The sequence below is a fragment of the Vibrio sp. Isolate30 genome, assembly GCF_022397975.1.
Classification (GTDB): Bacteria; Pseudomonadota; Gammaproteobacteria; order Enterobacterales; family Vibrionaceae; genus Vibrio; species Vibrio fortis.
In genome coordinates, this window is sequence record NZ_JAKEUS010000004.1 from 268434 (window position 1) to 295399 (window position 26966).

Consider the following 26966-nt stretch of genomic DNA (forward strand, 5'->3'; position numbering starts at 1 on the left):
AAGCAAAGCCTACCAACAGGGGCTTTGATTACCATGAATAGCGGCATAATAACCAATACCGATATCGCAATAGACTTGGCTTACTACGACAAGTTTATTGCGGGTAAAACAGCTTTGGTTGCCCAAGGTGGTGGCCAAAGAGGCATATTTACATCTGGCGTATTAGACGCATTCATCCTTTCTAATTTTGATCCATTCGATGACTTTTTTGGCACGTCTGCTGGTGCTCTGAATCTATGTGCTTTTGCTTGTCGAGATAAAGGACTGGGTAAGTCTTTTATTATGGATCTGACCACGGCCCCCGAATTCTTTAACCTGTTCTCTTATATTCGCCACCGTAAAGGGTTGGGCATGGAGTGGGCGCTTGAAAAAATTCTGGCATACCCTTACAAACTCGATCTTGATTTAGGGCGACAAGCGCTAGGCGGACGTAACATTTATGCGGCAGTCACCGATGTAAAAGATCTCAAAGATCATTACTTCCCACTGTTCAGCGAAGATTGGCATAAAGTTATGCTGGCAACCTGCGCCATTCCTCGTCTCTATAACGGTGAGGTTGAAATATTGGGTCAGAACTATGTAGATGGTGGTGTCTCAGCTTGCATTCCAGTTCAAGAAGCGTGGAGAAGGCAAGCGCGCTCAATTGTTGTGATACGCACAGAGCCTGCGTCAGAGTGGCGTCCAGAGAATGAACTAATGGAAGGGCCGAAGCCTCCGAAACCTATTTCTGCGGAAGAGTTAGCGTGGTTTCGTGACTCTTTCAGTAGTGTACAGGAACACTGGCAACAGAAAATAGAGCAGTGGAAAGTTGATTGGAGTTCGTTTTTCCAACAACAGATTATGCGCTCTAAACAACAGAAACGCGACAGGCGGCACTTGGACTTACTTAATGGTGGTCGTTGGCTGTTTGGTGCTGATGATATCTACCGCCTTAGCCATCTAGTTGGTGATAAGTTTGATTCAGGTTTAGCGGATATGTTGATGGTCCATTACCAAACCTACTCGCTAACGGAAGACTTTTTACACTCTCCACCGGACGATACCTTCGTGATCCAGATAGCACCGAGCCAGCCTCTTAAATCGAGCTCATTGATGAGTGACAAAGAAGACCTGTTACACGATTACCAACTCGGGATGGAAGCGGGGTTCAAGTTTGTCGAGTTGTATTGTTCAATACAAAACGCCAAAGCCTCTCACGTTATTCAATTCGCATAACTTAATTCACTAATTTCAGCCGCAAATTTTACTCTTATAGCGTCTAGACCCCTTTCTGTTTACTCTTCCAATGTGTTATATACAAAAACGGCTGTGAAGCTTAACTTCACAGCCATAAGCATGAATATTGTTATGACAAGCGCTTAGGTGACAGGGAGTACGCGCATACAGTTTGTTGAGCCTGCAACATCCATGATGTCACCCTGCGTGATGATCACTAAATCTCCAAACTTGAGCATGCCTTTCTCTTTCAAGCAGGTCAGCGTCGAAAGGGCGATATCAAAGCTATCTTCTTTGTCTGTTTCAAAGTAAATAGGGGTGACACCACGATATAAGGTACAGCGGTTGAGTGTTCCCTCATTGCGGGACAAGGCAAAAATAGGCATGTCAGCACTTAAACGAGACATCATTAATGCCGTGCGACCTGATTCTGTTAAGGTGACGACCCCTTTAATACCTTCCATATGGTTTGCCGAGTAGATAGTGGCCATAGAGATGGTCTCTTCTGCCGTGACAAAGGTGCGGTCAATACGGTAGTTAGATTGATTCACGCCCGCCATTTTCTCTGCACCGATACACACTTCCGCCATCGATTTAACTGTCTCAACAGGGTAGGTACCAGCTGCGGTTTCGCCAGATAGCATCACAGCATCAGTACCATCAAGAACGGCGTTAGCCACATCCATCACCTCAGCACGTGTTGGCATTGGTGCAGATATCATAGATTCCATCATTTGGGTGGCAGTGATAATCGTACGGTTAAGCGCTCTAGCGCGACGTATAAGCTGTTTTTGCACACCGACCAACTCAGGGTCGCCAATTTCCACTCCGAGGTCTCCACGAGCCACCATGACAACATCTGAGGCTAAGATGATGTCATCCATGTTCTCGATGCTAGAAACTGTCTCTGCTCGTTCTACTTTGGCGACTAAGTGCGCTTCCAAGCCTGCATCTCGAGCCAGCTGTCTGGCGTAGCTCATGTCTTCACCATTGCGGGGGAACGAGACCGCAAGGTAGTCGACTTGGATTTCCGCAGCAGTAATAATGTCGCGTTTATCTTTTTCTGTCAGTGCTTCTGCTGAGAGGCCACCGCCTTTTTTGTTGATCCCTTTATTGTTAGACAGTGGACCACCGATGATAACTTCGGTATGTACTCGACAACCTTCAACAGCAGTGACTTTCAGCTGCACTCGACCATCATCGAGCAGTAGGATATCGCCAGTATCCACATCATTGGGTAGCTCTTTGTAGTCAAGTCCAACAGACTCTTGATTACCTTCGCCAAGTCCTAGACTGCTATCGAGTGTGAATTTGTCGCCGACGGCAAGCTGGATCTTTCCGTCTCTAAAAGTGGAGACTCGAATCTTCGGACCTTGTAGATCTCCGAGAATGGCGACTTGGGTACCGAGCTTTTTGGCAATAGTGCGCACCTTAGCGGCTCTTTCAATGTGATCTTCACTGCTGCCATGAGAAAAGTTCATGCGAACGATATTAGCGCCCGCTTTGATAATCTCTTCGAGTACATTGCCTTTGTCTGTGGATGGGCCCAGTGTGGTGACTATCTTTGTTTTTCTTACCTGTGCTGTCATGAATGCTCCTACTGTGAGACCAAGTAATCTGTGTAAGACAAAATTAAGTATATGCATTAATTGACAATTTATTGGGAGCCAACGAGATATTTCTCCAATTACATAAAATAATTGGTTATCAGACACAGCATGGATGTTTTCTGGTGAAAATTAAGTCGTGTTGTCAGAGGAGATGTATGAATTTCTGTTAAAGTATTTGACTCAAAACACAAAGATTCATGTATATACGTGATGCTTGTCACGGCAATATACCAAGGGGCTTCACAATTACTTCGCAAAGTAAAAAAATTACCCAGTTGATGATTTCTGGAGCGTAAAATGTACATGGCTCAACCGGGCCATATTGATCATATCAAACAGGTCAATGCTGGTCGTGTATATAAACTAATAGACCTTAGAGGTCCCATTTCTCGTATCGATCTGTCCAAACAAAGTGAGTTGGCTCCGGCGAGTATTACCAAAATTACTCGTGAACTCATGGAAGCACACCTAATTCATGAAACGACAGTGCAAGAAGCGACCACACGTGGCCGTCCTGCTGTTGGTTTACAAACGAATAATGAAGGTTGGCAGTTTCTTTCTATGCGACTGGGGCGTGGTTATTTGACCATCGCTTTACATGAGCTGGGTGGAGACGTGCTTATCGATACCAAGATTGATATCCATGAGCGTGACCAAGATGATGTCTTGGCACGTCTGCTTCATGAAATCGACGAATTTTTCCAAACTTACGCAGAACAGCTTGATAGGGTAACCAGTATTGCGGTGACGCTACCGGGTCTTGTGAACTCTGAGCAAGGCATCGTACTTCAGATGCCACATTACAACGTAGAGAACCTTGCCTTGGGGCCGGAAATCTACAAAGAAACAGGACTGCCAGTCTTTATTGCTAATGACACTCGTGCATGGGCTTTGGCTGAGAAGCTGTTTGGTAACTCTCAAGACAATGACAACTCCGTCCTTATCTCTATCCACCATGGTTTAGGTGCGGGTATTATTCTTGATGGTCGGGTATTGCAAGGCCGTCACGGTAATATCGGTGAGCTGGGGCATATTCAGATCGATAAAGAGGGCAAGCTTTGTCACTGTGGTAACCGAGGTTGTTTAGAAACCGTTGCCAGTTCTCAAGCGATTCGTGAGCAAGTAAAAGAGCGTATTGCTCAAGGTGAAAGCTCGTCTTTAGAAGGAATTGAAGACGTTACTATCGAACAAATCTGTGCTGCTGCTGCCGAAGGCGACCCAATGGCTGTGGAAGTGATCGAGCAGTTAGGGCACTACTTGGGCTCAGCGATAGCTATCGTGATCAACCTCTTTAACCCAGAAAAGATTTTAATTGGTGGTGTGGTTAACCAAGCGAAAAATGTTCTCTATCCAGCGATTCAAAAGTGTATTGAAGAACAAAGCCTGCAGGTTTATCACCAAGATCTGGAATTAATGGAGTCTCGTTTCTACAAACAGGCGACGATGCCGGGCGCTGCACTTATCAAGCAAGCATTGTACGATGGTCAACTGCTAATGAAGGTGATTGAGGGTTAATTTATAAATTAACTTCGTCGTCACTCATATCTGAACACCACCCATTTACTTCAATGGCATATTGCTTACAATGATGCCATTAGTTTAAGAACCTCTCTATGTAGTTTTGCTTTAGCCTATTGATTTAGGCTATTGTATCTGCAGTTATTATTATCACTAAGGTGTTGTATGTCTGGCGTTTTGAACTCGGTTGATCAAAGAACCAAGTTAGTCGGTGAAAACCGTTTAGAGCTGTTGCTTTTTAGTTTGAATAGCCGTCAATTGTTCGCGATTAACGTTTTCAAAGTAAAAGAGGTACTTAAAGTACCTGCGTTAACCAAGCTACCGGGTTCACACCATAATATTACTGGTGTTGCTTCCTTACGTGGTGAGTCAGTACCTGTGATTGACTTACGTAGTGCGATTGGCTTCCCACCGTCTCGTCAAGAGTCACAAGAAAGTAATCTTATCATTACCGAATACAACCGTACCGTTCAGGGTTTTTTAGTTGGTCAGGTGCGCAACATAGTCAATACCATGTGGACTGAAATTCAGCCGCCACCAAAGACGACGGGCAGAGCTAACTATCTGACTGCAATTACGCATATTGAAGAAGACAAGCAACAGAAGATCGTTGAAATCATTGATGTTGAAAAAGTACTGGCAGAGATCATTGATTACGATGTTTCGATCTCTGAAGGCGTGCTTGACTCTGAGCTCGCTGCGCAATTGGTTGGACGTAATGTGTTGATTGTGGATGACTCTTCAACAGCACGTAATCAAATTAAGGGGACGTTGTCTCAACTTGGTTTGAACATTATTGAGTGTTGCGACGGCCTAGAGGCATTGAATTTATTGAAGTCTTGGTGCGATGCAGGTAAAGACATCAACGAAGAGCTACTTCTGATGATTACCGATGCAGAAATGCCAGAGATGGATGGCTATAAGCTTACACACGAAGTACGTAGCGATCCTCGTATGCAAGACCTTTTCATTACACTGAACACGTCACTTAGTGGCAGCTTTAATGAAGCTATGGTTGAGAAAGTAGGGTGTAACCGCTTTATTTCTAAATTCCAACCAGATTTGCTGGTGGAAGTGACTCAAGAGAGAATGCGTCAGATTTTATAGTTAATGTCATCGTACGGTAATTTTTAGATGATTTTATGGAAAACGTTTGCTATATTCTTGGTGCATATTTGAGCATATCGAATATGTACCAACTAACGTAACTTTTCATGCACAATCTAAGGTAATCCCTCTTAATGATATGGTTAACGTCTAAAGTCGTTATGACTTTGAGTTTATTACTGTATAGGGAATTTAAGAAAAGACGTACGGAAGCTGATGTTGAAGTTTAATTCAACGTATTAGAATTGAGGGAGGCTAATTGCCTCCCTTTTCTATTTCCTGAAGATGGTCTCTCACTAAGAAAGCACCTCTCGTTAGTGAAACTCTCGCGATTTTGTTTTTAATCCAGTCAATTCATCAGTCAGGTCGATAAGTTTACCTGCAATCACATGAAGGACATCGCCTTCCTTCTCGATAATCCCTTTCACTTTTAATATCTTTGCGGTGAGGTAGGCTTGTTGTTGGCTGCGTGCAGTGGCTTTCCATACCACCACATTAATGTTGCCAGTATTGTCTTCTAGAGTAAAAAAGGTGACGCCAGCTGCGGTTCCGGGAGACTGTTTTCCTGTCACGACACCCACAACCGTCACCATAGATTTATCTCGTTGATGCTTAAGATCTTGCATGTGAGTAAAGCCACCCAATTTATTCGCTTGCTCAAGCAAGGTTATTGGATGTTGATTGAGAGAGATACCAGTACTGGTAAAATCTTCCAGTAGATCTTGTGTTGCATTGGGTTGGCGCAGTGGTTGAGGTGATTCGTAAACATCTCTAAAAAGTGGCAGTTCAGAGGCGGAATCCATTAAAGTCCAGCGAGTTTGAAAGCGATCGCCGGATACACTGTGCATTGCATTCGCTGAAGCCAATAGTTCAATATCTCTACGATTGATCGAGAGTTGAGTGATTTGATTGGGGTGGCTATAACCTTGGTAAGGTCGATTCGCGACTATGCTCTCCATCGCTTGTTCACTTAAACCTTTGACCTGTCTTAATCCTAGTCGAATGGCTAACTTATGCGCTTCGCTGACGACGGTATGGTCTCGTTGTGAAGCATTAACGCACACCGGAAGTACTTTGACGCCGTGTCTCTGTGCATCTTGTACTAGTTGTGATGGGCTGTAGAAGCCCATAGGTTGGCTATTCAGTAATGAGGCATAGAAACATTCGGGATAATAGTATTTTAACCATGCTGAGCAATACGCGAGTACGGCAAAAGATGCCGAGTGGCTCTCGGGAAAACCATATTCACCAAAGCCACAAATCTGTTTAAAGATCTGCTCGGCAAAGGTGAGGTCGTAGCCGCGACTTTGCATACCATCAATAAGTTTAGATTTGAACTTAAATACATTACCGTGCTTTTTCCAAGCCGCCATGGCGCGTCGTAGTTGGTCTGCCTCACCGCCAGTAAATCCGGCTGCAACCATCGCAAGCTTAATCACTTGTTCTTGAAAAATTGGAACACCCAATGTGCGAGATAGCACTGATTCAACCTCGGAAGATGGGTAGTCGATGGGCTCTTGTCCATTTCTTCGTTTCAAAAACGGGTGCACCATATCACCTTGGATTGGTCCTGGGCGTACGATGGCGATCTGAATCACCAAGTCGTAATAACTTCTTGGTCTTAGACGTGGCAGCATACTCATTTGCGCTCGGGATTCGATCTGGAAGATACCGACCGTATCAGCTTTTTGAATCATGCCGTAGACATTGGGATCGTCTTGTAAACGAGTGATCTCTGCAATGGAGAGGGATCGCCCATAGTGCTGCTGGATCATGGTAAAACATTTACGGATCGCGGATAGCATACCGAGGGCTAATACATCGACCTTGAGTAACCCAAGTGCCTCTAAATCGTCTTTATCCCATTGAATAATCGTACGCTCTTGCATAGCGGCATTTTCTACAGGAACAAGCTCGTAAAGTGGTCCTGAAGAGATCACAAAGCCGCCCACATGTTGAGATAAGTGACGCGGGAAGCCAATGATCTCATCGACCAAATGGATGAACTGCTTCCCTTTAAGAGAGTCAGGCTGTAGACCAAGCTGTGTCAGTTGTGCCTGCCAGCCTTGATGCTTATCTCTACGATTTGTGTTTTTGATGAAGTAATCCAGTTGTGTCTCTTGTAGCCCTAGTGCTTTGCCAACATCTCTTACAGCACTTTTAAAACGATAAGAGATCACCGTTGCTGCTAAGGCTGCGCGCTCTCGACCATATTTTTGGTAGATGTATTGGATAACTTCTTCACGACGTTCATGTTCAAAGTCCACATCAATATCAGGTGGCTCGTTGCGTTCTTTACTGATGAAGCGCTCAAAAAGTACGGATATCTGACGTGGGTCGACAGAGGTGATCTCAAGGCAGTAACACACAACAGAGTTAGCAGCAGAACCTCTGCCTTGGTAAAGAATTCCTTTCTGTTTGGCGAACATGACAATGTCGTGAATGGTTAAAAAAAAGAATGGGTAATCGAGCTCTTCAATTAAGCTCAATTCCTTTTCAATGATCTGTTCAATATCTAGAGGGATCCCATCAGGGAAACGATTTTTCTTCCCTTGTTCAACTAAATTTCTGAGATATTGATTTGGTGTTTGTCCAGCAGGGATCAGTTCACTTGGATATTCATAGCGTAAGCTATCAAGATCAAACTCGCACAGGCTCGCGATATGGTTGCTCTCATCTAACCATGATTTTTGGAATATATGGCTGAGCTTATTCATGCTGCGTAAACACCGTTCGGCATTCGCCAGTAAGTGACTGCCAACTTCGGGTACCGAGCATTGATGTTTTATCGCCGTGAGGGAGTGTTGTAATGGCAGGCGATTGGCATTGTGCATCAATACGCCACCGCAGGCGGTGATTGGAAGTTGAAGATGATGAGCAAGCGCAGAGCAATGAGATACATACTCTTGATCGCCTTGCTTGAGATGACGTTGAACTCCGATCCAAAGTCGACCAGAGTGATGTTGATTGAGCCAGTTGCCCCAGTGGTTGTCTTGAGCGGTTTGCTGGGGGAGCCATATAACCAAACAGTGCTTTGCTGACATGATATCCCACTCAGAGAGCTGATAGTGTCCTTTGTCACTGCGTCTACGAGCATTGGTAATGATGCGACATAGTTCTGCGTAAGCTTGTCGGTTTGGGCATAGCAACAACAATTGACACTCTTGGTTCAACCAAAACATACTGCCGACAATTTGTTTGAGTGTCAGTTGGTGCTCTTTTATTGCAGCGTGCACTTTCACGATACCCGCAACCGAGCACTCGTCGGTGACCGCTAATGCGTTGTAACGTAGGAAATCTGCTTGGAGGACCAGCTCTTCAGCATGGGATGCTCCCTCTAAGAAAGAGTAATTGCTTTGACAAAAGAGTTCAGAGTAGTGCTGTGCCATAGCGTATTAAGTTCCTAATGAAAGTATATAAACGGTGATTGGTCAGCGCCGACAGCGAACCTATGTGTGGCACATAGGTGACTCATTACTGAAGCCGCTTAACTAAATAACCCATGGATGAACCATGCTTTGTTTGGTGTGCGGAACACCCATAACCAGCGCCCAGATTCGCAACGCGCGATGAAATAGTCTCGAATGACTTTTTCGCCATCCCACCATCCAGAAACAATACGCTCAGGGCCTTGAGATAAAGTAACAGGTGTCGTTAATGGCTCCGGTGTTGGCAATAAAATGCTCGGTCGTAAGCGATTTTGTGGTAATGCAGGTGCCTTAGTTGAACGCTCTCTATTCTTGGTCTGAGATGCTAAGTTCGGCAGTGAGTATTGATTGGCTTTCTCTGGCCTTGGATCTTGATGGGTTAAAGGCGAATGAATCGCGGCTTGCCCGAGTTTAGCTTGCAAGAGTGACAGCAGATCTAAGGATGCGAGCGTCCCTGTATTGCCATCAAACAGGTCATGGTAGGTCGTTTGAGGCTCTCCATGACGAATTAAGGATAAGGTTAAGCCCTGCACCGGAGCATTTATGGTGACAGACTCTAGGCTGAGATGAGTCAGTTGTGTCCATTTAGTGGCTAGATAGTCTCCTTGTGCAGAGAAAAAAGGCACACAGTGATCCTCACAGTCTCGTAGATGCAGAGTGAGTTTGATTTCGAACGCGACACGGTCTCGGAGCTTCAAAAAGGCTTCGAGTTGTTTGAGTAATTTGGTCAGCGGTTTCTCAATGAATTGCAAGTTCTCGATATCAAACAGTAACTCAAGGTATTGCTCGAACTTTTCTGGTGGGTGATAGAAGTCGATAGGGTGCTTAAATTGCCCATTTAGACGCCCAACGTAGTTCACCAGGTCAATATCAAATCGGCGCGCAACATCTTGGATCGGCAGTTTTATTAGGTCACCAACCGTATCCATCCCAACACGTTGTAGACGCTCTATTTGCTTAAGCGGCAACTCAGTACTGGTTAACTCTTGTTGCTGAACATGGTGCTTCATTGTCTTTGTGTCACTCGTAATTAAGTTAAGTGACCTTTTTCCGAGCAAAATAGCTGCTAGTGGTGAGTAGCCAGTAGCGAAATGGAATTGGACATTTAACGTAGAAAGGTGCAGTTGTAACGTTTTCCAGTAGTTAGCAAGTCCGTCATAGAGCGACAACATATTCGACGTTTTAATTAAAAGCCCATTAGGCGGCAGAAGTGCCATATCAGAGGTCACTAGGTAGGCCCAGTGTGCGATCTCTTTAAGTCGGTTTTCTTCAAGTTCAGCACGATAGGGTAGAACTTGGAGTTGGTGATTGAGAGCAGCAGCCGAAGCTAGTCCCATACCTAGCGTGATTCCTGAATCTAAAGCTAAACCATTGGCTTGAATAACCTTATGTGTTTTTTCATCAACAATGATCAGCGGGTGTTCATCTTGCTTCTCACCACTGAACAAACTATCCAGTTGCAATGATGGAAAGTGAAGGTAGAGCCACAACATAGATCACCCTTGTCTCGCAATTGGAAAAGGGACAATGGTCGAGTTGTCATTTAACTCTGCCGATGCTTGCTCAGTTAAAAGTGGCCAATGCTGCTGCATGTTAATGACTAAACTACCGTAAGACCAACTGCCTTTGCGTTTAATGACCTCAACTTTCAAACCAAGATGATGCGGCGATAGTTTCATGCTGAGTGACACGGGTAGGGAGAGCTGATTATGCTTACTGTCTTTAAAGTGGAACTGTAAGCAACGACCGGTTTCACTAGCTGCTTGTAGGCGTTTTGTCTGATGGATCTCCAGTTCAGTTCCCCATAACAGCACAGAGTGGCAGGCACCACTTTTTAGGCACTGTTCAGCAGCCCATAATGCTTCGATATCGCTCTTTGGAGTAATCACAAGAATGTTATTAAGAGATAACCCTTGAGCATCAAAATACTCGCCACAAACATAGCCGGGAGGATTAATGAATACAGCAAGGCGTTGGGCATTTTGTTGCCCTAAATAAGGCGTTAATAAACGGATCTCTCCTAAGCCTGACGGAGATTCGACCTCTATGACACCGTGCGTAGGAAAGCCCCCATTTAGCTGTTCGTCGAGCTCTGGGTATCCTGTTGAGTGAGTTTGCCCTTGTGTACTAGGCTGCAGACCTTTCCAAATAAGTTGGCGGTCTTGTAGATTTTTGATCAGTTCATGCATAGTTAAATACCTGTATATATATACAGTATATTTAACTCTGAGAATTATGGGAAGAAAAATGAGAAAAAGAAGTCAATCTCACACCTAGTTGCTTGTTTTAAAAAAAAAGCCGCATCAGGTGCGGCTTAGTTAGAAAGAGACGTGGTGGAAGGACATTTAATATCCAGGGGGAGCACCGCGTATACGACTCCATCCTTGGGTTTGCCATTGAAGATAAACCGATTTCGAGCGATGGTTTCACGTTCTGCACCGCATGCTTCGATGAGGTGTTGGCTTGGCAAGTTTTCGAGGTCACAGACAATCTCAAGGCGAGTGAGTTTGAGTTGAGAAAAACAGAACTCGAACAGCGCTAACATAGCCTCCTTTGCGATGCCGCGTCTTTGATATTTATCTGCGACCCAATAGCCTAAGCTTGCCATGTTGAAGGTGTGGTAGAGCTCGTTGATTGCTACCATCCCCATTAATCTGTCACTTTCTCGATCAAATATTCCAAAACCGAATGCATCGGCTTTGACCCAGTTGAGTCGAGTGGCAAGGATAAACTTTTCTGCCTCTTGTTGTGAATACTCTGCGTGGCACCAATCAACCCAACGAAATAGGCTCGGTGATTGTTGGATACATTGAGTAAACTCGGGCGCATCAGACTCTTCTATGATCCTGAGGACTAAGTTGCGGGTCACTATGTGAAAATCGGGACTCATATCGCCCTCCTAATAACAAAACGCCCTCACTAGGAGGGCGTATCGATAGCATATTAAGTGTAGCTTATTGACAGCTTTGGTTACTGTGCAACTCGACGAACTTGAATGATCATGCCTAATAGCGGGTGATCTAGGTAGTGTGTTTCGGTACTGCGCATGCGACGCTTCTGGTCCATACGGTAGCTTTTCAGAAACTCTTCAACTTTTACGGTTGGAGAGATTTCGGTCAAATTGCCTACTTGAATAGTACTGTCGCCGCCACTGACTGGCGAGTCTAGTTCGATCTGCTGCTCTTGAAGTGTGACTTCTCGAACACTTGGCGCTTTTAGATCAAGAGTTGTCTCTGCGTATAGATAGTGCTGAACGTAGATTTGCAGCTTACCATCCAGTTCATATAGAGGCTTATCAATAGTCTCTTCTTTAATGCCTTCGGCATTGGTTGTGGCGACAGCACTCTTTTCTGAACCATCAGCGTTAAAAGATTTAGAGTAATCTTTACCCGCTTGAATACGGAACACTGGTGCAGCATTACGGCCTTCGTCGCCTTGACGCCAAGCAGTATGCATTAACACATCAAAACCAGCATGTTTGCGCAGCTTTTCTTTCTCATCATTCAGCTCATACGCAGAGTAAGGCAGCATCTGTACGCCTTTTTGAGCTCGAAACTGAGAGTTTTGGAAAGAGCCAGCACGCTCAAGAGAAATTTCAGGAAGGCTGTTTGGCCATGATTCATTGACCTGTTCAGCATCAACAGCACGCTTGAAAATGATCACTTCTATATCAAATTGTCTTTGTGCCAAACTTGGCATAGAGACCAACAATAGTAGTAGTGGGATCAGTCGTTTCATTTTTACTCCGTATCCCAGCCGGAACGCCGGCTGGATAAATTAAATGCTCAGTGAAAAAGAGTGGAATTAGCTTGCAGGCAGCAAGTTTTGTCTAAATTCACCCAAAAGGTCACCGACAAATTGAATTCGCTTCCGTCTGTCTACCAATGGTACCGTAAACTTGAACTTAGTTGGCCCTTCCATTGAAAACTTTTGCGGTTGAGATTGCAATAGTTTAACAAGGTACGCAGGGTTTATGTCAGCGTCTGGGTAGAATTCTAAGAAACCACCTTTATCATGAGCTTCAATTTTCTTCGCTTTGATGGCCGCCGCCGTCAGTTTCAGTTCAGAGACTGACAGTAAGTTCTTGGTTGCGTCAGGCAGTACACCGAAGCGATCGATAAGCTCTACTTTCAGCTCTGCCAGTTCATCATTGTTGGCCACGCTAGCGATGCGCTTATATGTCGACAAGCGGGTATTGATGTCTGGAATATAGTCATCAGGAAGCAGCGCAGGTAGACGCATTTCAATCTCTGTTTGCTCTCGCAGAAGGTCATCAAGCGAAGGTTCTTTACCTTCTTTAAGGGCTTCAACCGCTTGTTCTAACATCTCCATATACAAGCTAAAGCCAACCGATTGGATTTGACCACTCTGCTCATCACCGAGAAGTTCACCGGCACCACGAATCTCTAAATCGTGAGTCGCTAGTGTAAAGCCAGCACCAAGATCTTCGAGTGAAGCGATGGCATCAAGACGTTTGATTGCATCTTTAGTCATGGCTTTTGGATGAGGCGTTAGAAGGTACGCATACGCTTGGTGGTGTGAACGACCCACACGACCACGCAGTTGGTGTAGCTGTGCCAAACCTAGATTGTCGGCTCTGTCCATTAAAATGGTGTTAGCTGTTGGTACGTCGATACCGGTTTCGATGATGGTTGTACACACCAGCAGATTAAAACGCTGGTGGTAGAAATCATTCATGATGCGTTCCAATTCGCGTTCGCGCATCTGACCATGAGCCACCGTAACGCGAGCTTCAGGAATCAACTTCTGTAGCGATTCTGCGGTCTTTTCGATGGTATCGACTTGATTATGCAAGAAGTAGACCTGACCACCACGCATGATTTCACGCAGTACCGCTTCTCTGACCACCGCGTCATCACTTTGGCGAACAAAGGTCTTAATCGCTAATCGACGAGCTGGTGGTGTAGCGATGATGGAAAGATCACGCATGCCGCTCATTGCCATATTCAATGTTCTTGGAATTGGGGTTGCGGTTAGTGTCAGGATGTCTACGTCAGCACGCATCGCTTTGACTTTCTCTTTTTGTCGAACGCCGAAACGATGCTCTTCGTCGACAATGAGTAGGCCAAGGTCGTGGAATTTGATATCACTTGAAAGCAGTTTGTGCGTGCCCACTACAATATCAACTTTGCCCTCTGCAACGTCGGCTAGGATCTGTTTTTGCTCTTTCGTTGACTTAAAGCGAGACAGTACTTCGACGCGAATCGGCAGGTTGGCGAATCGATCTCTGAAGTTTTCGAAGTGCTGTTGTGCAAGTAGGGTAGTGGGTACCAGTACCGCGACTTGTTTTTCGTTATCGGTACAGACAAATGCGGCGCGCATAGCAACTTCTGTTTTACCAAAACCTACGTCACCACAGACCAGCCTATCCATTGCTTTTGGTTGACACATATCAGACAAGACGGCGTTAATCGCCATAGATTGGTCGTCCGTCTCTTCAAATGGAAAACCTGATTTGAAGGTGGCGTATTGACTGCGGTCTAAGACAAATTTATAACCCGGTTTTAGCTCACGCTTGGCATAGACATCAAGCAGTTCGGCTGCGACGTCTCGGACTTTCTCTGCGGCACGTTTACGCGCTTTCTGCCATGCTTCGCCACCTAATTTGTGCAGAGGTGCTGTTTCTTCTGCGCCACCTGAATAACGACCGATAAGGTTTAGTGAAGCAACTGGTACATAAAGCTTGGCATCGTTTTGATACTCAAGTGTCACGTATTCGGTTTTCATGCCACCGGCTTCGAGAGTTTGTAAGCCAATATAACGGCCAATACCGTGGTCAATGTGAACCACTGGCTGCCCCGGTTTTAACTCAGCAAGGTGGCGAATGACCGTATCGCTATTAACGCTCTTTTTGTCTTTCTTGCGGCGTTGAATTACGCGGTCACCAAGAAGGTCACTCTCACAAATGAAGGCAAGCTCACGCTGAGTGTCGATGAAGCCATGTTCTGCAGAGCCGAGAACAAGGTTGAACTTGTCTTTCTCCGATAGTGACTTTTGCAAGGTCTCGACTTCGACAGGGCGGATTTTGATGCCTTGCAGTAGTTCGCACAGTGCTTCTCGTCGACCTTGAGACTCTACTGAGAATACAATTTTGCCGGAGAATGATTCGGTGAACTTGCGTAGATTAGCCAGAGGTTCTTTATTTTGATGCTGGACACTAAGATCAGGCAGCGCTGAGACGGGCAGGTTAGTACGCCCCGCTTTTTCTTCTAGGCTATCAAGGCTCAGTACGACTTGTGCCTTCTGTTTAAAGTGACCAAATAGTTCGTCTTTTTTCAACCAAAGTTGGTCAGGCGATAACAGTGGACGCAATGGATCGACACCGCGTTGTTCATAGCGATGTTCTACATCAGATAGGAAAGTATCGACGGCTTGTTCAATATCTCCTAATGCCAAGATTTGTGTGTCGTCAGCGACATAGTCAAACAAGGTTTCTGTTTGATCGAAGAAAAGCGGCTGCCAATATTCGATACCTGCAGGCCATGTACCCTTAGAGACTTGCATATACACAGATTCAGGTTCGCGGCGTGCTTCAAATTGCTGACGCCAGCGAATACGGAAGTCTTCGATAGCCGAATCCGATGTTGGAAATTCATGAGCAGGAAGAAGGCGAATCTCATCAATATCGGCGATTGAGCGCTGATTTTCAGGATCAAAGGTGCGAATAGTATCGATTTCATCATCAAAAAAGTCGATACGATAAGGGTCTTTGCTGCCCATTGGGAACAAATCTAAGATTGAGCCTCGGCTGGCGTACTCACCTGGTCCAAATACTTGGTCAACATAACGGTAGCCAGATTTTTCAAGCTGTAGGCGCAGTTTCTCTAATGAGTAAAGGTCGCCCGTTTTGACCATTAGGGTATGTTGGAGCAGAAACTCTCTCGGAGACTGACGTTGCAGTAGCGTGCTAATTGGTACAATCGTGATACCCGTTTTTAGAGTAGGCAACGCATACAGGTGGGCGATACGGTCCGAAATGATCTCTTGGTGAGGAGAGAAGCTGTCGTATGGCAGTGTTTCCCAATCAGGAAATAGATTGACGGAGTGCTGAGTAAATTGCTCGATCTCTGATTGTAATTTGAGTGCAATTTGAGGATCTGGAACGGCGAGTAATGTATGACTGTTGTGCTGTTCAGCTAAACCGGCAATAGAGGCTGCTAAGGACGAGCCAATAAGATTACCTAAATGTTTTTTGTCCCCTGCGCCGCTTGGCGCCGGTAGAGTAAAAATCGATGTATCGGTCATGGGATTTACTTGTTATCTCGATCGAGTGAACGTTGACGAAGCAGTTTTTGTTGTTGATGCAAGGCTGCTTTAATCAATAGATCTTGGTCAGTGTCGCGCAGATGCGCATATTTAAATAGGACTTCAAACCCGCCGTCTCTTGGTGTTGAACTGCTTACTTGAGCGTAGCAATACACAGCCGCGGCTGGGTGTTCAAGGAACAGTTTTGCTTTGACGTATCTCCCCTGAGTGATATCAGAACGAGTAAAGCAAGAAAACTGACTCGCACCAAAGCTGTAAGTGTGTGTTCGATACTCTGCTTGGTCTTGTTGAGAGAGCATGAAGCTGAGTAGTAAGTTGAGCTTAGAGTTTTGAGCATCGAGTAAGCTGATAACGTTTTTGAGGTCGCTGTTTTTCAACTCTTTACGCGCGCTGTCTGCCATTAGATCAAGTTGGCTGAATTCACTTGCGACGACAAACGGTGCTGGAATCTCTGATTCGAACTGGATAGGCGACGGGAGAACAAAATCTTCAGCCATCGGCTCGATGTTGGCAGTAAGGCTATGGTGGACGGTGAAAAATTCTTGCTCTGTCATGCTTTGGTTCCTTGAAGTGATCTATTGATTATCGCTATGTGGCTACAGTAATCAAGGTTGGTATTGGCAAAGTAGCAAATAGTTTGTTTTTGAAGCGAAAATGATGCTTTGTAACGTGTCATCGTCGACTAATTCGGTGAATTCACTCTATATTTGCACTTGCCCCCTACACACTGAAAGTAATTCCCGTTACATTAACCCGCAACTCTACTCGATGGTTCAAAGTATGTTTCATCCTATTTCAATGTTTATCGGTCTACGTTATCTAAAAGGCCGTTCTGGGGATCGCTTTAGCCGTTTTGTCTCTTATATGTCAACGGCTGGAATCACAATCGGTGTGTTGTCGTTGGTTACTGTTTTATCAGTAATGAATGGATTCGAAGCGCAGCTCAAAGACCGTATCCTTGGTGTCTTACCTCAAGCGGTCGTCTATGAAAGTGACGCGAAGACACAGCTCACTGACACGCCTCCAGCCTTCACTCAACAATTATCGCTGAACGGGCATGTCGAGCCTTTAGTTCGCAGTGAAGCTGTGATTCAAAGCCCTGCACAATTGGCCGCGGGTTTACTGATTGGCATTGAACCCGCTTCTGATGATCCATTGCAAAATCACCTTATTGCCGGACGTTTGTCTTCATTGAAGGCGGGCGAGTATCAATTATTTCTAGGTCATACATTGGCGCGAAACCTCAAAGTTTCTTTGGGTGATAAAGTTCGCCTAATGGTGACGTCAGCGAGCCAATATACACCCTTGGGTCGCATTCCAAGTCAGCGTAATTTTACTGTTGCAGGTATTTTTAATACCGGCTCAGATATTGATGGTCAATTAATGGTGACTCACATTGAAGATGCAGGTCGCTTGATGCGTTTCAAGTCGGATACCATCTCGGGTTGGAGACTGTTTTTTGAAGACCCATTTGTTGTCGCAGATCTGGCTGAGCAACCTCTACCTGAAGGCTGGGCATGGAGTGATTGGCGCGACCAACGCGGCGAGTTATTCCAAGCCGTTCGTATGGAAAAAAACATGATGGGCTTGATGCTTGGCTTGATCATTGGAGTGGCGGCTTTCAACATTATTTCAGCATTGATTATGGTGGTAATGGAGAAGCAATCTGAAGTGGCGATTCTTAAAACACAGGGTATGTCTGATGGACAAGTGATGGGAATATTCATGGTTCAAGGGGCGAGTAGTGGTGTTATTGGTGCGCTCTCTGGTGGCATCTTAGGCGTTGTATTGGCAATGAACCTTAATACTGTTCTAGAAGTCATGGGTGTTGCCCTGTTTTCGTTTGGTGGCAGTTTGCCAATCTTGATTAACCCTATTCAAATTGTCGTGGTTGTTGTTTTGGCGATCGCGCTTAGTCTAATAGCGACGGTATTCCCATCTTATCGCGCATCTTCTGTTAAACCTGCTGAGGCTCTTCGTTATGAGTAATTTTCTTCAATGTCGTGACATCCGTAAAACATATCGCGAAGGCTCACTTGATACTGAAGTGTTAAAAGGCGTGAGCTTTGATATCGAGCAGGGCGAGTTAGTGTCGATCATCGGAACCTCGGGTTCGGGCAAAAGCACCTTGCTACATATCTTGGGTGCATTGGATGATGCATCATCAGGAAGTGTGCACTTTTTAGATCAGGATCTCGCGGCACTTAGTTCGAATAAGCAGGCTAAGTTACGTAACCAGCATTTAGGCTTCGTCTATCAGTTCCACCATTTACTTGCGGACTTCTCTGCCTTAGAAAACGTTGCTATGCCTCTTCTTATTGGTGGCATAAAACCGAGCCAAGCTAAAAAAGAGGCGGCGGCACTATTAGATAAGGTTGGGTTAAGTCACCGAATTGATCATCGCCCATCGGAATTGTCTGGTGGTGAAAGACAACGTGTTGCTATTGCGCGAGCTCTGGTTAACAAGCCTTCTTTGGTGTTGGCGGATGAACCGACAGGTAACTTAGATCATGCAACAGCACTCTCAATTTACGATTTGATGCGAGAGCTAAATCGTGAATACAACACGGCCTTTTTGGTCGTGACTCACGATGGTGAGTTAGCCGCTAAAATGGATCGCCAACTACACATGCAAGATGGGTTGTTGGTGGATGTTAATGAGGAGGTGAATTAGTGTTTGCCTCTCTATCTCTTCTGATTGGTGGACGATTTAGCCGTGCTAAGCAGCGCGACAAAATGGTCTCCTTTATTTCTCTCTCTTCAACCGTGGGAATTGCGGTTGGCGTTGCGGTGATCATCATTGGTCTGTCGGCGATGAATGGCTTTGAGCGTGAGCTTGAGTCACGAGTGCTTTCGGTTATCTCACACGGTGAATTCGAAGGCGTTAATGAACCGATTGAGCGCTGGCAGCATGTCATTGATGAATCTGTTAGCCATGAAAAGGTTTTGGCTGCCGCGCCTTACGTAAAAATTACGGCTCTAGCTGAGCGTGGTAAAGAACTTAAGGCGATTGAAGTTCGTGGTATCGATCCAGAGCTTGAATCACGAGTATCGAGCCTTGGAAACTTTATTGATGAGTCAGTCTGGCAATCTTTTAACAGCGGTGAGCAAAAAGTCATTCTTGGCTCGGGTGTAGCAGACACGATTGGGGCTAAAGTAGGGGACTATTTAACCTTGATGATTCCAACAGCGAATGGTTCCGTTAAAGTTCAGGCACCAAAGCGTGTTCGAGTAAAAGTGGCGGGATTATTGACCCTTAATGGGCAGATTGACCATAACTTAGCTCTAGTGCCATTAAAGGATGCGCAAAGCTATGCCAAATTGGGTGATGCTGTGACTGGCGTTTCACTTAAGGTTAACGATGTCCTTAATGCGAATAACATTGTGCGTGAAGTTGGTAACCAGTTGGATGTGTATGTGTATCTGAGAAGTTGGCAACAAAAATATGGCTTCTTGTACCGTGATATTCAGTTAGTACGCACTATCATGTACTTGGTTATGGTGCTAGTCATTGGTGTCGCCTGTTTCAACATTGTTTCGACACTCATGATGGCAGTGAAAGACAGAGCATCAGAGATTGCCATTTTAAGAACCATGGGCGCTTCCGATGGGTTGGTTAAACGTATCTTTGTTTGGCAGGGCGCGTTCTCTGGTGTGCTAGGCAGCTTAGTTGGTAGCGTGATTGGTGTATTGGTGGCGCTCAATCTTACGCACTTGATTAAAGGATTAGAGGCACTGATTGATCACCAGTTTCTGTCTGGCAACATTTACTTTGTGGATTTCTTGCCTTCACAGCTGGATATGGTTGATGTATTTGTGGTGTCTGGCACTGCGATAGTTTTGAGTCTATTGGCGACCTTATACCCGGCCTCTCGCGCGGCGAAGTTAAATCCGGCAGCGGTATTAAGCTCCAAATAGTGACTTATCAATGACATAAAAAAGGATCCCGCTTGGGATCCTTTTTTGTTTTCTTTATTTGTTGCTAAGCATTATTTGTGAAAGTGCATGCAACAGAGTTTTAATTCTTGTCTAACCGCTCGACTTACATTCGTTTACTACTAATGAAGCGAAGGTTGTCGTGACAATCTTGTTTCTACCTAACCTGTCTCTTCTTCCAACTTCTCACAACTGAATATCGCCACAGTCCGCGGATTCCGAAATAACCGATCATTGCGGAAACGATGCCACAGATTAGGCAACCAAGTAGGAATGGAGGCCCGATGGTGCTCATTTGAGCAAGAATGAAGTCCCAAGAAAGTTCAAAGTGGAACGGTTGAGGTGGTACATGCATGACGAATGCACCGACCTTGTAAGCAAAATAAAACAGGACGGGCATAGTCACTGGGTTACTCACCCACACTAATGCAACAGCCAGCGGCAGATTAACGCCACACATAACAGCAAGACCTGCAGACATAATCATCTGGCTTGGCAGTGGCACAAAGGCCATGAATAAGCCAACGGCAAATGCACCTGCGGCAGAGCGTCGGTTTAAGCACCATAAATTTGGGTTATATAGCACGTTGCCAAAAACTTTTAATGCTTTCTGACGCTTGATGAGCTCATGGTCAGGCATAAAACGCTTAATAAACTTTCTTGGCATATAGGAAGTAACTCTTTTGTTTAATACTTGGTTTTTATTGTCTTTTTCTTTGACATTAATGTCAGCAAGCCTGTGGCCTGTCATGCCCCATTGGAACTGGGCTTGGGTGATAGTGCTAGTTTTTATAGCATCAACCAAGTATAGCGTTTCCCAACCTTTTAGAGGTGTTCTCTGCGGGGTGATTATGGTTTTAATAGTCAGTGGTTTGGTAAAACAGCAAACAACTGTACTCTTTAAGTCCGGGCAGGATATTACCATAAATGCATCGGTTGTTAGCCTTTTTAGTGAAAATAGCCGAGGTTATGAAAGCGTAATTGTAGTTAGATCAATTAACGGCGATAAATTAGCCAAGTGGCAATGGGTAAAGATAAGGTTGTTCACGCCTTTTCGAGTTACTCAGGGCGAAAAAATTGAGCTGAGCGTTAGGGTGAAACCTATTTTAGGTAAGCTCAATGAGGCTGGTTTTGATTTAGAGACATACTCTTTTAGTCAAAAAATAGTCGCTCATGCTTCCTACCTGCCCGGTACGCGCTACCGCATTCAATCGACTTCCTCTTGGAGAGCGATTTGGTTTGACCAAGTTACGCGAAACCTCAATTCACTATCCAATCGAGATTTAATCGTCGCATTAACTTTTGGCTATCGTGACTTTATCTCACAACAGAGATGGTCTGAGCTTAAAAGCAGCGGCTTGATTCATTTAGTCGCTATTTCTGGTTTACATATCGGTATGGCCTTTGGCATCGGTTATCAGTTAGGGCGCAGCATACGATGTCTGATTCCATTCATGACTTGGGCTCCTTTTGTATCAGGCTTAATTATCGCGTTTGTTTATAGTTGGTTCTCTGGCTTTACATTGCCAACGATAAGAGCATTAGTGATGTGTTGTTTAGGGAGTTACTTTGTTTGGCAAGGACGGAGTATCAACAGTCTGAATTTTATCTTGTTGAGTATCTGTATTGTTCTCGTTATCTGGCCATACTCGACACTGACTGGAAGTTTCTGGCTCTCTTTTGGCTCATTAGCAGCCGTTCTTTATGCAGTTGCAATGTCGAGTTCTGAACATTTTCATACTCGCTTTGTCGGAAAGCTAATCATGGCCGTTAAAGTTCAGTGTGTACTTACTCTCTTGTTGCTACCTATGACTCTTTACTACTACCAAGGCTTAAGCGCTGTTTCAGTTTTTTATAACTTGTTGATGTTGCCTTGGGTAACGTTTCTCGTGATGCCGATGCTCTTTCTAGCCTTATTTGTACACATCTTTGTATCAGAGAAGATAAAGGTTTTATGGGAGGGGATTGACGCATTGTTAGAGGTTATCTCGGTATCATCTGCTTGGTCTAAACCATTTTGGTGGGAGCTTGATATGCGGGTGGCTCAATGGGTGAGTCTCGCAGTATTCATTAGTCTCTTCATTTATCGCTATTTTAAACCTTGGGTGAGTATATTACTGCTTGTGCTGGTTAGTCTTCGTGAAATAGGACCTGGAAATACCACCCAAGAATGGCAAGTTGATGTATTAGATGTTGGACATGGACTAGCGGTAATTATCGAGAAAGATGAACGTACTCTTCTTTATGATTTGGGTAATAATTGGCAAGGGGGATCTGTTGTCACTTCTACGTTATTGCCAGTGTTACAGCAAAGAGCTAATCCGACGATTGATGGCGTCATACTCAGCCATCTAGATTCAGACCATGCAGGAGGATTACATGATCTTATGGTGTTAGAGCCGGGATTTTGGGTGCGAAGTAGCCAAGGGTTAGGTGAACAGGCTCAGTCTACAGTGCATACTTGTATCGCAGGTGATCGTTGGTATTGGCAAGGTTTGAAATTTAACGTCCTTTGGCCGCCAAAACTGACAAAGCGAGCTTATAACCCACATTCGTGCGTTGTACGTCTATTTGATCCGCGAAGTCAATTTTCTATGCTGCTTACAGGGGACATCGAGCTAGTCAGTGAATGGATGCTGTCGAGAAAAGGTTCAGCTCTAAAAAGTGACGTCATGCTTGTCCCACATCACGGCAGCAAAACCTCGTCAAGTCGCCGCTTTATTGCAGCGGTTTCACCCATGTTGGCGATTGCTTCATTAGCAAAGGGCAATCGTTGGGGAATGCCCAATAGAGAGGTAGTTGATAGATATCAGTCGATTAATGCGAAATGGTTAGATACAGGCGAAAGTGGTCAAATTACCATCAGGGTTGGAGCCGAAGACTGGAATTATCATTCGATTAGACAAGATAGAGCACAGCCATGGTATAGGCAGATGCTCAGGAAGGGAGTAGAATAGATAGATTATTGTGAGAAAAATTAAGCGATTCCATGTCTATAGAAAATGATGAAAATACTTGGGCCACCTTCAAGCGACTTTGGACTTATATTCGATTATATAAATCAGGGTTAGCAGTCGCGGTGGTTGCTCTAATTATTAACGCGGTTTCTGACACATATATGATCTCATTATTGAAGCCTTTACTTGATGAAGGTTTCGGTAGCGCAGAATCAGACTTCTTACGAACTCTCCCAATTATCATTTTCGCTATGATGTTTATTCGTGGCGTCAGTGGTTTTGTATCTACCTATTGTTTGAGCTGGGTTTCGGGCAATGTAGTCATGCAAATCCGCCGTAAGATATTTAATCACTTCATGCATATGCCGGTATCGTTCTTTGACAAAGAACAAACGGGCTCGTTGCTATCTCGTATTACTTATGATTCGGAACAAGTATCTGCCGCAACGAGCAGAGCTCTAGTGAGTATTGTTCGTGAAGGCGCAAGCATCATTGGTTTATTGGTATTGATGTTCTGGAATAGCTGGCAGCTTTCACTGGTATTGTTTGCAGTCGCTCCTGTCGTTGCATGGGCGATCAGTATTGTATCTAAACGATTTAGAAAAATATCGAAGAACATGCAGACTAGTATGGGGCATGTTGCGTCCTCTTCTGAGCAGATGCTGAAAGGTCACAAAGTCGTATTGACTTACGGTGGCCAAGAAGTGGAAAAAGAGCGTTTCGATACGGTTAGCAACCAAATGCGTCAACAGACGATGAAGTTAGTAACAGCGCAAGCGGCGGCTAACCCAATTATTCAGATGATAGCGTCGGTAGCCATTGTCGTGGTTCTATTTCTTGCTAGTGTTGACTCAATCAAAGCAGAGCTCACTCCTGGTACCTTTACTGTAGTGTTCTCAGCAATGTTTGGTTTGATGCGTCCTCTTAAAGCACTTACAGGTGTGACCGCAGAATTCCAACGTGGTATGGCTGCGAGTCAAACACTATTTAGTTTGATGGATTTAGAAACAGAGAAGAATACGGGAACTCTCCAGCCTGAATCTGTGAAAGGGGATGTTGCGGTGAAAGGCATCACTTTTACGTACCAAGGAGCAGAAAAGTCTGCACTTGAAAATGTTAGCTTTACGATACCTAGAGGCAACACCGTTGCTCTTGTAGGACGTTCAGGCTCGGGTAAAAGTACTATTGCTAACCTTTTCACCCGTTTCTATGATGTCGACTCGGGTACGATTGAGCTTGATGGTCATGATATCCGTGACTACGAATTGAGAAACCTTCGCCAGCATTTCGCTTTAGTTTCTCAAAACGTACATTTGTTTAATGATACTGTGGCTAACAACATCGCGTATGCTGCAGAGGAAGAGTACACTCGCGAACAGATTGAACATGCAGCAAAACTGGCTCATGCGACGGAGTTTATCGAAGGCATGGAGAATGGTTTCGATACGGTCATTGGTGAAAATGGTGCAAGTTTATCTGGTGGTCAGCGTCAACGTTTGGCTATTGCTCGAGCACTGTTGAGAGATGCCCCTGTACTGATTCTTGATGAGGCAACTTCAGCTCTAGATACCGAATCTGAGCGTGCAATTCAATCTGCTTTGGACGAACTACAAAAAGATAAGACCGTTCTTGTGATTGCGCACCGCTTATCGACGATTGAGCAAGCCGATGAAATTTTGGTTGTAGATGATGGCCATATTGTTGAACGAGGCGCACACGCTGAGCTCATTCAGTATGATGGTGCCTATGCTCAACTTCACCGCATTCAGTTTGGTGAGTAAGGGGCGAGTTCGTCGTGGTCGAAAAGATTTGGTTTGAAAATCATCCCTTAAAATATCTACTTTGGCCGCTGTTGTGGCCATTGAGTCTGGTGTTTAATCTTGTCAGTAAAAGACGTCGCAAAGCATATCAACAAGGCAGTAAGCCAAGTTACCGAGCACCAGTGCCGGTGATTGTCGTTGGGAATATTACGGCTGGTGGCAATGGCAAAACGCCCGTTGTTGTTTGGCTCGTCGAGATGCTGCAATCCCAAGGGTATAAGCCAGGTGTGGTTTCACGTGGCTATGGTGCCAAAGCGCCTAGTTATCCTCTTGTCGTAACTGAAGAGACGCCAGCAGCTCATTGTGGTGATGAACCTCGTTTGATTATGAAAAGAACAAGAGCTCCTGTTGCTGTGGATCCTGTTAGAGCCAATGCAGTTAAAGCACTGTTGGATTCTAACGTGGACGTTATTATCACAGATGATGGCCTTCAACACTATGCTTTAGAAAGAGATATCGAGTTTGCAGTTGTCGATGGAGCACGCCGTTTTGGTAACCAACAAGCCATTCCATTGGGACCGCTACGCGAACCGGTATCACGTCTAGGTGAGGTTGATTTCATCGTGACAAATGGTGGGCAGCCTGAACCTAATGAAATTGCGATGTCATTAGTACCTAGCCAAGTAGTTAACTTAAAAACTGGGGAAAAAATCGCATTAGAAACTCTGACAAAACTAGTTGCGTTCGCTGGAATCGGCCATCCCCCACGTTTTTTCAAAACATTAGAAGACCTTGGTGCTGATGTCATTCATACTCAAGGCTTCGCTGATCACAAAGATTTTGAACAAGATGAACTGTTCGCTCTTGCTGGAAAGGGCGAGAACATCATAATGACAGAAAAAGATGCTGTGAAATGTGAAAGTTATGCGCAAGAAAACTGGTGGTATCTACCTGTCTCAGCGCAATTTGACCAAGCATCACAAAACAAAGTTATGCAAAAAATTAAAGAGGTTATGGAATACTATGGATCACCGTCTACTTGAAATCGTTGCTTGCCCTGTTTGTAAAGGTAAATTAACTTTTGATAAAGATAAGCAAGAACTGATTTGTAAACTTGATCGCCTTGCATACCCAATTAAAGAGGGTATTCCTGTGCTTCTTGAGCCAGAGGCTCGCACAATCTCAATGGACGAGGGCAAATAATGTCATTTACGGTTGTCATCCCAGCTCGTTACCAATCGAGCCGTTTGCCAGGGAAACCTTTAGCCGATATTGGCGGTAAGCCTATGATTCAATGGGTTTACGAACAATCTGTGAAAGCTGGTGCCGATAAAGTGATTATCGCAACAGACGATTCTCGAGTTGAAAAAGCAGCCAAAGCATTTGGTGCAGAGGTCTGTATGACTTCTCCCAAGCATGAGTCAGGCACTGAGCGCCTAGCTGAAGTGATTGAAGTGATGAACATCCCGGATGATCACATCATTGTAAATGTGCAGGGCGATGAACCTTTGATTCCACCAAGCATCATCAACCAGGTGGCGAATAACCTCGCTGGTAGCCAAGCGCCAATGGCAACCTTAGGTGTGGAGATCACTCATGTTGATGAAGTGTTTAACCCTAATGCTGTTAAAGTTGTAACGGACAAAGATGGCTATGCACTGTACTTTAGCCGCGCTACGATTCCTTGGGATCGCGATGCATACGCTAATAATGGAACCAGTGCAGAATCGCCACTGTTAAGACATATTGGCATTTACGCTTACCGCGCAGGTTTTATTAACACCTATATAAATTGGGAACCAAGTACACTTGAGCGTATAGAGTGCTTGGAGCAGCTGCGCGTACTTTGGTACGGCGAAAAAATCCACGTTGATATCGCTGCAGAAGCGCCTGCCGCAGGTGTCGATACACCTGAAGACCTTGAAGCGGTTAGAGCGATTATTGGGTAATTTATCCTTACTAAATGCTTTATCAAGTCTTATCAAAACCTCGCATAGTCGCGCAACGTAGTTCACTTAAGCGGAGCTGCTTTGCGATTAACCGGATAGCGAGTCTTTGATATTTTTACCGCCCTAGGCCGATTAGGCTTAGGGCGTTTGTCTATAAAAAGGACTGATAAGTCTCCCCTGAGACTTTTTAAACGTTTAG

General features: G+C 44.9%; 20 protein-coding genes. 11 read left to right on the top strand and 9 right to left on the bottom strand.

Translation table 11 applies throughout. The annotated features are described in order from the left end of the window. Nucleotides 1-33 precede the first annotated feature (33 nt). On the top strand, nt 34-1215 hold the full coding sequence (locus tag L1D60_RS13475; RefSeq protein WP_239841493.1) for a DUF6363 domain-containing protein: 1182 nt from the start codon (nt 34-36) through the stop codon (nt 1213-1215). A 143-nt stretch (nt 1216-1358) separates the two neighbouring features. Here the strand turns inward: L1D60_RS13475 and pyk are convergent, their stop codons facing one another. Then, on the bottom strand, nt 1359-2804 hold the full coding sequence (gene pyk / locus L1D60_RS13480; RefSeq protein WP_239841494.1) for a pyruvate kinase: 1446 nt from the start codon (nt 2802-2804) through the stop codon (nt 1359-1361). Between the two features lie 318 nt (nt 2805-3122). On the opposite strand from pyk, the gene L1D60_RS13485 reads away from it, so the two are divergent. Both L1D60_RS13485 and L1D60_RS13490 read left to right on the top strand, forming a co-directional pair. Then, nucleotides 3123-4340, top strand: coding sequence for an ROK family protein (locus L1D60_RS13485; protein ID WP_239841495.1), 1218 nt, complete (start codon nt 3123-3125; stop codon nt 4338-4340). A 168-nt stretch (nt 4341-4508) separates the two neighbouring features. Beyond that, on the top strand, nt 4509-5450 hold the full coding sequence (locus L1D60_RS13490) for a chemotaxis protein CheV (RefSeq protein ID WP_239841496.1): 942 nt from the start codon (nt 4509-4511) through the stop codon (nt 5448-5450). Between the two features lie 314 nt (nt 5451-5764). Here L1D60_RS13490 and L1D60_RS13495 read toward each other — a convergent pair whose 3' ends face one another. The 7 genes from L1D60_RS13495 to L1D60_RS13525 all read right to left on the bottom strand — a co-directional run bounded on the left by L1D60_RS13495 (nt 5765) and on the right by L1D60_RS13525 (nt 16719). Next, complete coding sequence (locus tag L1D60_RS13495; protein ID WP_239841497.1) at nt 5765-8839, bottom strand: error-prone DNA polymerase; 3075 nt, start codon at nt 8837-8839, stop codon at nt 5765-5767. A gap of 98 nt (nt 8840-8937) precedes the next feature. Then, on the bottom strand, nt 8938-10371 hold the full coding sequence (locus L1D60_RS13500; RefSeq protein WP_239841498.1) for a DNA polymerase Y family protein: 1434 nt from the start codon (nt 10369-10371) through the stop codon (nt 8938-8940). Nucleotides 10372-10374: 3 nt separating this feature from the next. Continuing rightward, a complete protein-coding gene (imuA, locus tag L1D60_RS13505) occupies nt 10375-11067 on the bottom strand; it encodes a translesion DNA synthesis-associated protein ImuA (RefSeq protein ID WP_239841499.1) in 693 nt (230 codons plus the stop codon). A 125-nt stretch (nt 11068-11192) separates the two neighbouring features. Continuing rightward, nucleotides 11193-11768, bottom strand: coding sequence for a GNAT family protein (locus L1D60_RS13510; RefSeq protein ID WP_239841500.1), 576 nt, complete (start codon nt 11766-11768; stop codon nt 11193-11195). An 80-nt stretch (nt 11769-11848) separates the two neighbouring features. Continuing rightward, the gene (locus tag L1D60_RS13515; RefSeq protein WP_239841501.1) at nt 11849-12616 is read right to left on the bottom strand and encodes a peptidoglycan binding protein CsiV; all 768 of its coding nucleotides are present in this window, start codon (nt 12614-12616) and stop codon (nt 11849-11851) included. Nucleotides 12617-12682: 66 nt separating this feature from the next. Beyond that, nucleotides 12683-16144, bottom strand: a complete 3462-nt coding sequence (gene mfd, locus L1D60_RS13520; RefSeq protein WP_239841502.1) for a transcription-repair coupling factor — start codon at nt 16142-16144, stop codon at nt 12683-12685. A gap of 5 nt (nt 16145-16149) precedes the next feature. Beyond that, entirely contained in the window at nt 16150-16719 is a 570-nt protein-coding gene (locus tag L1D60_RS13525; RefSeq protein ID WP_239841503.1) for a PilZ domain-containing protein, read from the bottom strand. Between the two features lie 226 nt (nt 16720-16945). Here L1D60_RS13525 and lolC point away from each other — a divergent pair, with 226 nt between their 5' ends. From lolC to lolE, 3 genes are read left to right on the top strand one after another with little or no spacing between them, the layout of a single operon-like run. Further along, the gene (lolC, locus tag L1D60_RS13530; protein ID WP_239841504.1) at nt 16946-18154 is read left to right on the top strand and encodes a lipoprotein-releasing ABC transporter permease subunit LolC; all 1209 of its coding nucleotides are present in this window, start codon (nt 16946-16948) and stop codon (nt 18152-18154) included. After that, a complete protein-coding gene (lolD, locus tag L1D60_RS13535; RefSeq protein WP_239841505.1) occupies nt 18147-18839 on the top strand; it encodes a lipoprotein-releasing ABC transporter ATP-binding protein LolD in 693 nt (230 codons plus the stop codon). Before lolC ends, lolD begins: the two co-directional genes overlap by 8 nt. Continuing rightward, nucleotides 18839-20083, top strand: a complete 1245-nt coding sequence (gene lolE / locus L1D60_RS13540) for a lipoprotein-releasing ABC transporter permease subunit LolE (protein ID WP_239841506.1) — start codon at nt 18839-18841, stop codon at nt 20081-20083. Before lolD ends, lolE begins: the two co-directional genes overlap by 1 nt. Nucleotides 20084-20258: 175 nt before the next feature. On the opposite strand, the gene L1D60_RS13545 is transcribed toward lolE, so the two are convergent. Beyond that, a complete protein-coding gene (locus tag L1D60_RS13545; RefSeq protein WP_032552060.1) occupies nt 20259-20768 on the bottom strand; it encodes a DUF2062 domain-containing protein in 510 nt (169 codons plus the stop codon). A 16-nt stretch (nt 20769-20784) separates the two neighbouring features. Here L1D60_RS13545 and L1D60_RS13550 point away from each other — a divergent pair, with 16 nt between their 5' ends. Genes L1D60_RS13550 through kdsB form a run of 5 tightly spaced genes read left to right on the top strand, consistent with a single transcriptional unit; the run spans nt 20785 to nt 26767 of the window. Further along, nucleotides 20785-23058: a DNA internalization-related competence protein ComEC/Rec2 gene (locus L1D60_RS13550; protein WP_239841507.1), complete on the top strand. Its 2274-nt coding sequence runs from the start codon at nt 20785-20787 to the stop codon at nt 23056-23058. Nucleotides 23059-23090: 32 nt separating this feature from the next. After that, the gene (gene msbA, locus L1D60_RS13555) at nt 23091-24839 is read left to right on the top strand and encodes a lipid A ABC transporter ATP-binding protein/permease MsbA (protein ID WP_239841508.1); all 1749 of its coding nucleotides are present in this window, start codon (nt 23091-23093) and stop codon (nt 24837-24839) included. A gap of 14 nt (nt 24840-24853) precedes the next feature. Further along, nucleotides 24854-25861, top strand: coding sequence for a tetraacyldisaccharide 4'-kinase (lpxK, locus tag L1D60_RS13560; protein WP_239841509.1), 1008 nt, complete (start codon nt 24854-24856; stop codon nt 25859-25861). Beyond that, nucleotides 25842-26021 (top strand): Trm112 family protein, encoded by a 180-nt coding sequence (locus tag L1D60_RS13565; protein ID WP_032552063.1) that lies wholly within the window; start codon nt 25842-25844, stop codon nt 26019-26021. The genes lpxK and L1D60_RS13565 overlap by 20 nt, the downstream gene beginning before the upstream one ends. After that, complete coding sequence (kdsB, locus tag L1D60_RS13570; RefSeq protein WP_239841510.1) at nt 26021-26767, top strand: 3-deoxy-manno-octulosonate cytidylyltransferase; 747 nt, start codon at nt 26021-26023, stop codon at nt 26765-26767. The genes L1D60_RS13565 and kdsB overlap by 1 nt, the downstream gene beginning before the upstream one ends. Nucleotides 26768-26966: the final 199 nt, after the last annotated feature.

Bases quoted from the DNA above. Each gene is read 5' to 3' on its own strand.
- L1D60_RS13495 (WP_239841497.1), bottom strand. From the start codon at position 8,839: ATGGCACAGCACTACTCTGAACTCTTTTGTCAAAGCAATTACTCTTTC.
- L1D60_RS13500 (WP_239841498.1), bottom strand. From the start codon at position 10,371: ATGTTGTGGCTCTACCTTCACTTTCCATCATTGCAACTGGATAGTTTG.
- lolD (WP_239841505.1), top strand. From the start codon at position 18,147: ATGAGTAATTTTCTTCAATGTCGTGACATCCGTAAAACATATCGCGAA.
- L1D60_RS13510 (WP_239841500.1), bottom strand. From the start codon at position 11,768: ATGAGTCCCGATTTTCACATAGTGACCCGCAACTTAGTCCTCAGGATC.
- lolC (WP_239841504.1), top strand. From the start codon at position 16,946: ATGTTTCATCCTATTTCAATGTTTATCGGTCTACGTTATCTAAAAGGC.
- mfd (WP_239841502.1), bottom strand. From the start codon at position 16,144: ATGACCGATACATCGATTTTTACTCTACCGGCGCCAAGCGGCGCAGGG.
- imuA (WP_239841499.1), bottom strand. From the start codon at position 11,067: ATGCATGAACTGATCAAAAATCTACAAGACCGCCAACTTATTTGGAAA.
- pyk (WP_239841494.1), bottom strand. From the start codon at position 2,804: ATGACAGCACAGGTAAGAAAAACAAAGATAGTCACCACACTGGGCCCA.
- L1D60_RS13545 (WP_032552060.1), bottom strand. From the start codon at position 20,768: ATGCCAAGAAAGTTTATTAAGCGTTTTATGCCTGACCATGAGCTCATC.
- L1D60_RS13565 (WP_032552063.1), top strand. From the start codon at position 25,842: ATGGATCACCGTCTACTTGAAATCGTTGCTTGCCCTGTTTGTAAAGGT.
- L1D60_RS13475 (WP_239841493.1), top strand. From the start codon at position 34: ATGAATAGCGGCATAATAACCAATACCGATATCGCAATAGACTTGGCT.
- L1D60_RS13525 (WP_239841503.1), bottom strand. From the start codon at position 16,719: ATGACAGAGCAAGAATTTTTCACCGTCCACCATAGCCTTACTGCCAAC.
- msbA (WP_239841508.1), top strand. From the start codon at position 23,091: ATGTCTATAGAAAATGATGAAAATACTTGGGCCACCTTCAAGCGACTT.
- kdsB (WP_239841510.1), top strand. From the start codon at position 26,021: ATGTCATTTACGGTTGTCATCCCAGCTCGTTACCAATCGAGCCGTTTG.
- L1D60_RS13485 (WP_239841495.1), top strand. From the start codon at position 3,123: ATGTACATGGCTCAACCGGGCCATATTGATCATATCAAACAGGTCAAT.
- L1D60_RS13515 (WP_239841501.1), bottom strand. From the start codon at position 12,616: ATGAAACGACTGATCCCACTACTACTATTGTTGGTCTCTATGCCAAGT.
- L1D60_RS13490 (WP_239841496.1), top strand. From the start codon at position 4,509: ATGTCTGGCGTTTTGAACTCGGTTGATCAAAGAACCAAGTTAGTCGGT.